The sequence below is a fragment of the Streptomyces sp. SID14515 genome (assembly GCF_010548505.1).
GTDB lineage: Bacteria > Actinomycetota > Actinomycetes > Streptomycetales > Streptomycetaceae > Streptomyces > Streptomyces caviscabies.
In genome coordinates, this window is sequence record NZ_JAAGMH010000067.1 from 87892 (window position 1) to 94298 (window position 6407).

Annotated in this window: 6 protein-coding genes; 5 read left to right on the forward strand and 1 reads right to left on the reverse strand. The window is 72.2% G+C overall.

The window, feature by feature from the left end; translation table 11 throughout:
• The first annotated feature begins 174 nt into the window (after positions 1-174).
• Entirely contained in the window at positions 175-975 is an 801-nt protein-coding gene (locus G3I54_RS38975; RefSeq protein ID WP_203686110.1) for a hypothetical protein, read from the forward strand.
• On the opposite strand, the gene G3I54_RS13275 is transcribed toward G3I54_RS38975, so the two are convergent.
• A complete protein-coding gene (locus G3I54_RS13275) occupies positions 873-1637 on the reverse strand; it encodes a hypothetical protein (protein WP_164614329.1) in 765 nt (254 codons plus the stop codon). The two genes, G3I54_RS38975 and G3I54_RS13275, sit on opposite strands and share 103 nt — an antisense overlap.
• An 89-nt stretch (positions 1638-1726) precedes the next feature.
• Between G3I54_RS13275 and G3I54_RS13280 the strand changes: the two genes are divergently transcribed.
• The 4 genes from G3I54_RS13280 to G3I54_RS13295 form a co-directional block, all read left to right on the forward strand.
• The gene (locus tag G3I54_RS13280) at positions 1727-2509 is read left to right on the forward strand and encodes an adenosylcobinamide-GDP ribazoletransferase (protein ID WP_164614331.1); all 783 of its coding nucleotides are present in this window, start codon (positions 1727-1729) and stop codon (positions 2507-2509) included.
• A 183-nt stretch (positions 2510-2692) separates the two neighbouring features.
• The gene (locus tag G3I54_RS13285; RefSeq protein WP_164614333.1) at positions 2693-4240 is read left to right on the forward strand and encodes a leucyl aminopeptidase; all 1548 of its coding nucleotides are present in this window, start codon (positions 2693-2695) and stop codon (positions 4238-4240) included.
• 354 nt (positions 4241-4594) lie between these two features.
• Complete coding sequence (lpdA, locus tag G3I54_RS13290) at positions 4595-5983, forward strand: dihydrolipoyl dehydrogenase (protein ID WP_164614335.1); 1389 nt, start codon at positions 4595-4597, stop codon at positions 5981-5983.
• Positions 5984-6045: 62 nt separating this feature from the next.
• Positions 6046-6407: biotin/lipoyl-containing protein (locus tag G3I54_RS13295; protein WP_343240328.1), on the forward strand; the 362-nt coding region annotated here is incomplete at its 3' end.

Genomic DNA, 6407 nt, shown 5'->3' on the forward strand with positions numbered 1-6407 from the left:
CCGCCCCGCGCGGACGAGATCGGCATCACTCGGGTGTCGCTCAACTTCGCGCTGCCCCGGCCCGTCTTCGTGAGCGATCGCGGCTCGGCGCACATCCGCGCCGACGCCGCGTACCGACCGACGACCGACCGACGACCGACCGGGGGCCCGTTCCATGCTGTTCGAGACGAGCGGATGAGCCGTCTTCCGGCCCTGCGCCGGGCGGCGGTACGGGAGTGGGGCCCGCTGTGCACGACCGTACGGCGGGGGCTCGCCGGACGGTGGGCGCGGGCGCTCGCGCTGACTCTGGTCGCGGTGGCGCTGACCGCGACCGTCCAGGTGGTGCAGAACCAGGCGTGGGGCTACCTGCCGGTGCGGAACCTCGGAGCCGTACGGGCCGAGGACCCGCTCTGGCTCGCCCTGCTGCGGACGCCGCTGTCGCTGTTCGTGCCCGCGCTCGATCTGCCGGTGTGGGGCGCGCTGGCGCAGATCCTGCTGGTGTTCGGCATCGCGGAGGTGTGCCTGGGGCGGTGGCGCACCCTGGCCGTCGCGTATGCCGCGACGCTGGCGGGCACGCTGTACGCCCGGGTCGGCATCGCGCTCGGTCCCGAGACCTTCCTCGGGCTGCCCGCCTCCGACGCGCAGGTGGTGGACACCGGCCCTTCGGCGGCGGTCGTGGGGCTCGCGGTGTACGTCTGCCACCAGCAGCGCGCCTGGTTCACCGGGGCGCTGGTGGTCCTCGCGATGGTGGTGGAGGTCCTCGTCAAGGACAACCTGGCGGGCCGCGAGCATCTGGCCGCCATCGCCGCCGTCCTGGCGGTGTGCGGCGTACGGGAGTGGCTCGGGCGGCGGCGCGGCGCTCAGGACCTGGGCGCGGGCGGCAGCGGAGCGCTTCAGGGTCTGGGCGACGGCGGCAGCGGCACCCGGTCCGGGGCGCCGCCGATGAGGTCCTGGAACTTCCGGCGCGGCCCGACCCAGCGCACATCGTGGTGGTAGGCCCGCAACAGCGCCCTGGAGCGGGCCCGGTGGCGGTGGCGGTAGAAGCGCCTGGCCCAGGGCGAGGTGGGGCGGGCCAGCCGGATCGCGCCGACCAGCGCGACGAACGGGACGAGGGTGCCGAGCACCGCCATCCGCGCCTTGCCCTTGAACAGGGCGATCAGGACGAAGCAGAAGTTGATCACGTACGTCGTGATGACGCCGAAGCGGCTCTGCTGCTCCTCGTCGGTGACGTCGTCGACGCCGAGCGGGGAGAAGCCCGCCAGGACCAGCAGCACCAGCGCGGCGGTCAGCACGACCACCTCCACGCTCTGGCGGCCCTCCTCGGTCCAGTACACATCGTCCAGATGCAGGATCAGGGCGAACTCGTCGAGCACCAGACCGGCCCCCACCCCGAAGATCACCGCGAAGACCCCGGCGGCCACGCCCTGCCGCCCGCTGGCCACCGCGCCGAACCCGCCGATCACCGAGAGCACGACCCCGGGCACCACATGGTGGATGTGCACCCCGCCCGGGGTGATGTTGCCGAACGGGCCCTTCCCGGCGCGGATCATGCGGGTGATGGTGCGGGTGATCGCGAAGGTCAGGACGAAGGCGGCCAGCGCGAGGAGCAGCGGCAGCTTGCCCGGCTCCGTGATGTTGTCGTGCCACCAGTGACCCATGCCACCCACTCCCGATACATCCGGTTTCACCGCGGTTTGCCGTGTTTCGGCCAATCTATCGGTGGGCGCCGGCGGCTAGCCTGCGCGCGGTGACCTCCCTGAACAGCCACGGGCTGCGTTTCGCCTTCGGCACCCTGACCGTGCTCCCCGTCCGCGTGACCCGCTGGGACCGCGCGACCGCCCGCTCCGGGATGCTCTGCGCCCCGCTCGCCGGGCTCGTCGTGGGGCTGCTCGCCGCCGCCATCGGCTCGCTGTCGCTGCTGGCCGGCTCGGGGCCGCCGCTCGCGGCGGTGGCCTCCGTCGCGGTGCCCGCCGCGCTCACCCGGGGGCTGCATCTGGACGGCCTGGCGGACACGGCGGACGGCCTCGGCAGCGGGAAGCCGGCCGAGGACGCGCTGCGGATCATGAAGCAGTCCGACATTGGGCCGTTCGGTGTCATCACGCTGCTGCTGGTCCTGCTGGCCCAGGTCGCGGTCCTCTTCGAGCTGTACGGGCAGGGCTGGGCGCACGGGGCGCTGGGGGCCGTCGTGGCGGGCGTCGCCGCCCGGCTCGCGCTGACCCTGGCGTCCCGTCAGGGCGTCCCGGCGGCCCGGCCGGAGGGGCTCGGGGCGACGGTGGCCGCCACGGTCCCGGCCGGGCGGGCGCTGCTCGCGGTGGTGGTGACGGTGGCGCTGTGCGCGGCGGCGGGCGCGCTGCTGGGCCCGTACGCGGCGCTGCGCCACGCGCTCGCGGTGCTCGGCGCGCTCGCCGCCGCCGAACTGCTGCTGCGGCACTGCGTACGGCGGTTCGGCGGGGTCACCGGGGACGTCTTCGGGGGCGTCGAGGAGACCGCGGCGACGGCGGCCCTGGTGGTGCTGGCGTTCGGCGCCTGACGGCGCGGCACATCGGTGCGATGTCCCCCGTGGCGGCGGGGAACGGCCCGCCGCCGTCACGGAGCAGGAACCGCGCGCGTAGGCTCATTCCCGGCACATCGTCGGGGCGTCTACGATGCGCCGGGCACGGTCGGCCCACCCCTCGACCGAACTCGAACTCAACGGAAGCGAGATTTCACCACCGTGACTGCTCTCACTCTCAGCACTGCCGGTGCGGCGACGCTGCGCGCCGACGCACTCGTCGTCGGCGTCGCCAAGGGCGCCAAGGGACCGGTCCTGGCGCCCGGCTCCGAGGCCGTGGACAAGGCGTTCGACGGAAAGCTCGCCGCCGTCCTGGAGACCCTGGGTGCCACCGGTGCCGAGGGCGAACTGACCAAGCTGCCCGCCGCGTCCGGCCTCAAGGCCCCGGTCGTCGTCGCGGTCGGTCTCGGTCCGGTCCCGGACAAGGAGGACGCGTACGACGCCGAGGCGCTGCGCCGCGCTGCGGGCACCGCCGCCCGCGCGCTGACCGGTTCCAAGAAGGCCGGCTTCGCGCTGCCCGCCGCCTCCGTCGAGGACGCCGCCGCCGTCGCCGAGGGCGCGCTCCTCGGCTCGTACGCCTTCACCGCCTACCAGGGCGGCGAGAACAAGCTGGCGCCCAAGGACGCGAAGTCCAAGGACAGCGGCCCGAAGCAGCCGCTCGCCGAGGTGGCCCTGCTCGGCGCCAAGCCGCGCGACAAGGCCTACAAGGCCGCGGTCGAGCGCGCCCTCGCGCTGGTCGAGGAGATCAACCGCGCCCGCGACCTGATCAACACCCCGCCGAACGACCTGTACCCCGAGTCCTTCGCCGCCGTGGCCACCGCCGCGGGCAAGGAGCACGGCATCAAGGTCCAGGTCCTCGACGAGAAGGCTCTCGTCAAGGGCGGCTTCGGCGGCCTCCTCGGCGTCGGCCAGGGTTCCACGCACGGCCCGCGCCTGGTGAAGCTCGCCTACACGCACCCGAAGGCGGAGAAGACCCTGGCCCTGGTGGGCAAGGGCATCACCTACGACTCGGGCGGCATCTCGCTCAAGCCGGCCGGCCACAACGAGACGATGAAGTGCGACATGAGCGGCGCCGCCGCCGTGTTCGCCGCCGTCGTCACGGCCGCCCGCCTGGGCCTGAAGGTCAACGTCACCGGCTGGCTGGCGCTGGCCGAGAACATGCCCTCCGGCAACGCCACCCGCCCCGGTGATGTGCTGCGCATGTACAGCGGCAAGACCGTCGAGGTCCTCAACACCGACGCCGAGGGCCGGCTCGTCCTGGCCGACGCGCTGACCCGCGCCTCGGAGGAGAAGCCGGACGCGATCGTCGACGTGGCGACCCTGACCGGCGCCATGGTGCTGGCGCTCGGCAACCGCACCTTCGGGATCATGGCCAACGACGACGCCTTCCGTACGTCGATCCACGAGATCGCCGAGGAGGTCGGCGAGCCCTCCTGGCCGATGCCGCTCCCCGCCGACCTGCGCAAGGGCATGGACTCCCCCACCGCCGACATCGCCAACATGGGCGAGCGGATGGGCGGCGGCCTGGTCGCCGGCCTGTTCCTGAAGGAGTTCGTGGGCGAGGGCATCGCCTGGGCCCACCTGGACATCGCGGGCCCCGCCTTCCACGAGGGCGCGCCGTACGGCTACACGCCCAAGGGCGGCACCGGCTCCGCGGTCCGCACCCTGGTGCGCCTCGCCGAGCGCACCGCCGACGGCGACCTCGGCTGAGCCGGACCCCGCCGATGACACGTACGGCCCCGGGCATAGGTCCGGGGCCGTACGTGTTCTCGGAGCGGAAGCGGCAAGGATGAGCGGCGGAGGGCGAACGGGTTTCGCTCTCGACGAACACCGGCCGAATCCGTAGCGATCCACGCAGCAGTAACCCTCCGGAACGGACGATGATCCGTCCCGGACCCGGGCCCCGCGTCCCGCCCACCGTCGACAAGTGCGAAGATGGGTTCTCGGCAGGACAGGGCCCCCACCACAGGGCCGAAGACAAAAGCGGCCGCACACCAGCCGACCGGCCGGTCACACCCCAGCGACGGGGCCCGGCGTACGGCGCACATGCATGGAGGACGTGACGTGGCGAACGACGCCAGCACCGTTTTCGACCTAGTGATCCTCGGCGGTGGCAGTGGCGGTTACGCCGCGGCCCTGCGCGGAGCGCAGCTGGGCCTGGACGTCGCCCTGATCGAGAAGGGCAAGGTCGGCGGCACCTGCCTGCACAACGGCTGCATTCCCACGAAGGCGCTGCTGCACGCGGGCGAGATCGCGGACCAGGCCCGCGAGTCGGCCCAGTTCGGCGTGAAGGCCACCTTCGAGGGCATCGACATGGAGGCCGTCAACAAGTACAAGGACGATGTGATCGCGGGCCTGTACAAGGGTCTCCAGGGTCTCATCGCCTCGCGCAAGGTCCACTACATCGAGGGTGAGGGCAAGCTCTCCTCCCCCACCTCCGTGGACGTGAACGGCCAGCGCATCCAGGGCCGCCACGTGCTGCTGGCGACCGGCTCCGTGCCGAAGTCGCTGCCGGGCCTGGAGATCGACGGCAACCGGATCATCTCCTCGGACCACGCGCTGAAGCTCGACCGCGTGCCGAAGTCCGCGATCGTGCTCGGCGGCGGCGTCATCGGCGTCGAGTTCGCCTCGGCGTGGAAGTCGTTCGGCACCGAGGTCACCATCGTCGAGGGCCTCAAGCACCTCGTCCCGGTCGAGGACGAGAACAGCTCCAAGCTTCTTGAGCGCGCGTTCCGCAAGCGCGGCATCAAGTTCAACCTCGGCACCTTCTTCGACAAGGCCGAGTACACCCAGGACGGCGTCCGCGTGACGCTCGCCGACGGCAAGACCTTCGAGGCGGAGGTGCTGCTGGTCGCGATCGGCCGCGGCCCGGTCTCGCAGGGCCTCGGTTACGAGGAGCAGGGCGTCGCGATGGACCGCGGCTATGTCCTGGTCGACGAGTACATGCAGACCAACGTCCCGACGATCTCGGCCGTGGGCGACCTCGTCCCGACCCTCCAGCTCGCCCACGTCGGCTTCGCCGAGGGCATCCTGGTGGCGGAGCGGCTGGCCGGTCTCAAGACCGTCCCGGTCGACTATGACGGCGTGCCGAAGGTGACTTACTGCCACCCCGAGGTCGCCTCCGTGGGCATCACCGAGGCCAAGGCCAAGGAGATCTACGGCGCGGACAAGGTCGTCGCCCTCAAGTACAACCTCGCGGGCAACGGCAAGAGCCGGATCCTGAAGACCGCGGGCGAGATCAAGCTCGTCCAGGTCAAGGACGGTGCCGTGGTCGGCGTCCACATGGTCGGCGACCGTATGGGCGAGCAGGTCGGCGAAGCCCAGCTGATCTACAACTGGGAGGCGCTGCCCGCCGAGGTCGCCCAGCTCATCCACGCACACCCGACGCAGAACGAGGCGATGGGCGAGGCTCACCTGGCACTGGCCGGCAAGCCTCTCCACGCCCACGACTGATCCCCCGGTCCCGGGCGCGACGACCGACCACTTCCGCATTTTCGTAAGGAGCAACTGAAACCATGTCGGTTTCCGTAACCCTTCCGGCGCTCGGCGAGAGCGTCACCGAGGGCACTGTCACCCGTTGGCTGAAGGCCGAGGGCGAGCGCGTCGAGGCCGACGAGCCGTTGCTCGAGGTCTCGACCGACAAGGTCGACACCGAGATCCCCGCCCCCGCGTCCGGTGTGCTGGCTTCCATCAAGGTCGCCGAGGACGAGACCGTCGAGGTCGGCGCCGAGCTGGCCGTCATCGACGACGGCTCGGGCGCTCCGGCCGAGGCAGCGGCCCCCGCCGCCGAGGCCCCCGCCGCTCCGGCCGAGGCTCCGGCCCCGGCCCAGGAGGCCCCCGCCGCCGCTCCGGCTCCCGAGGCAGCGGCTCCGGCCGC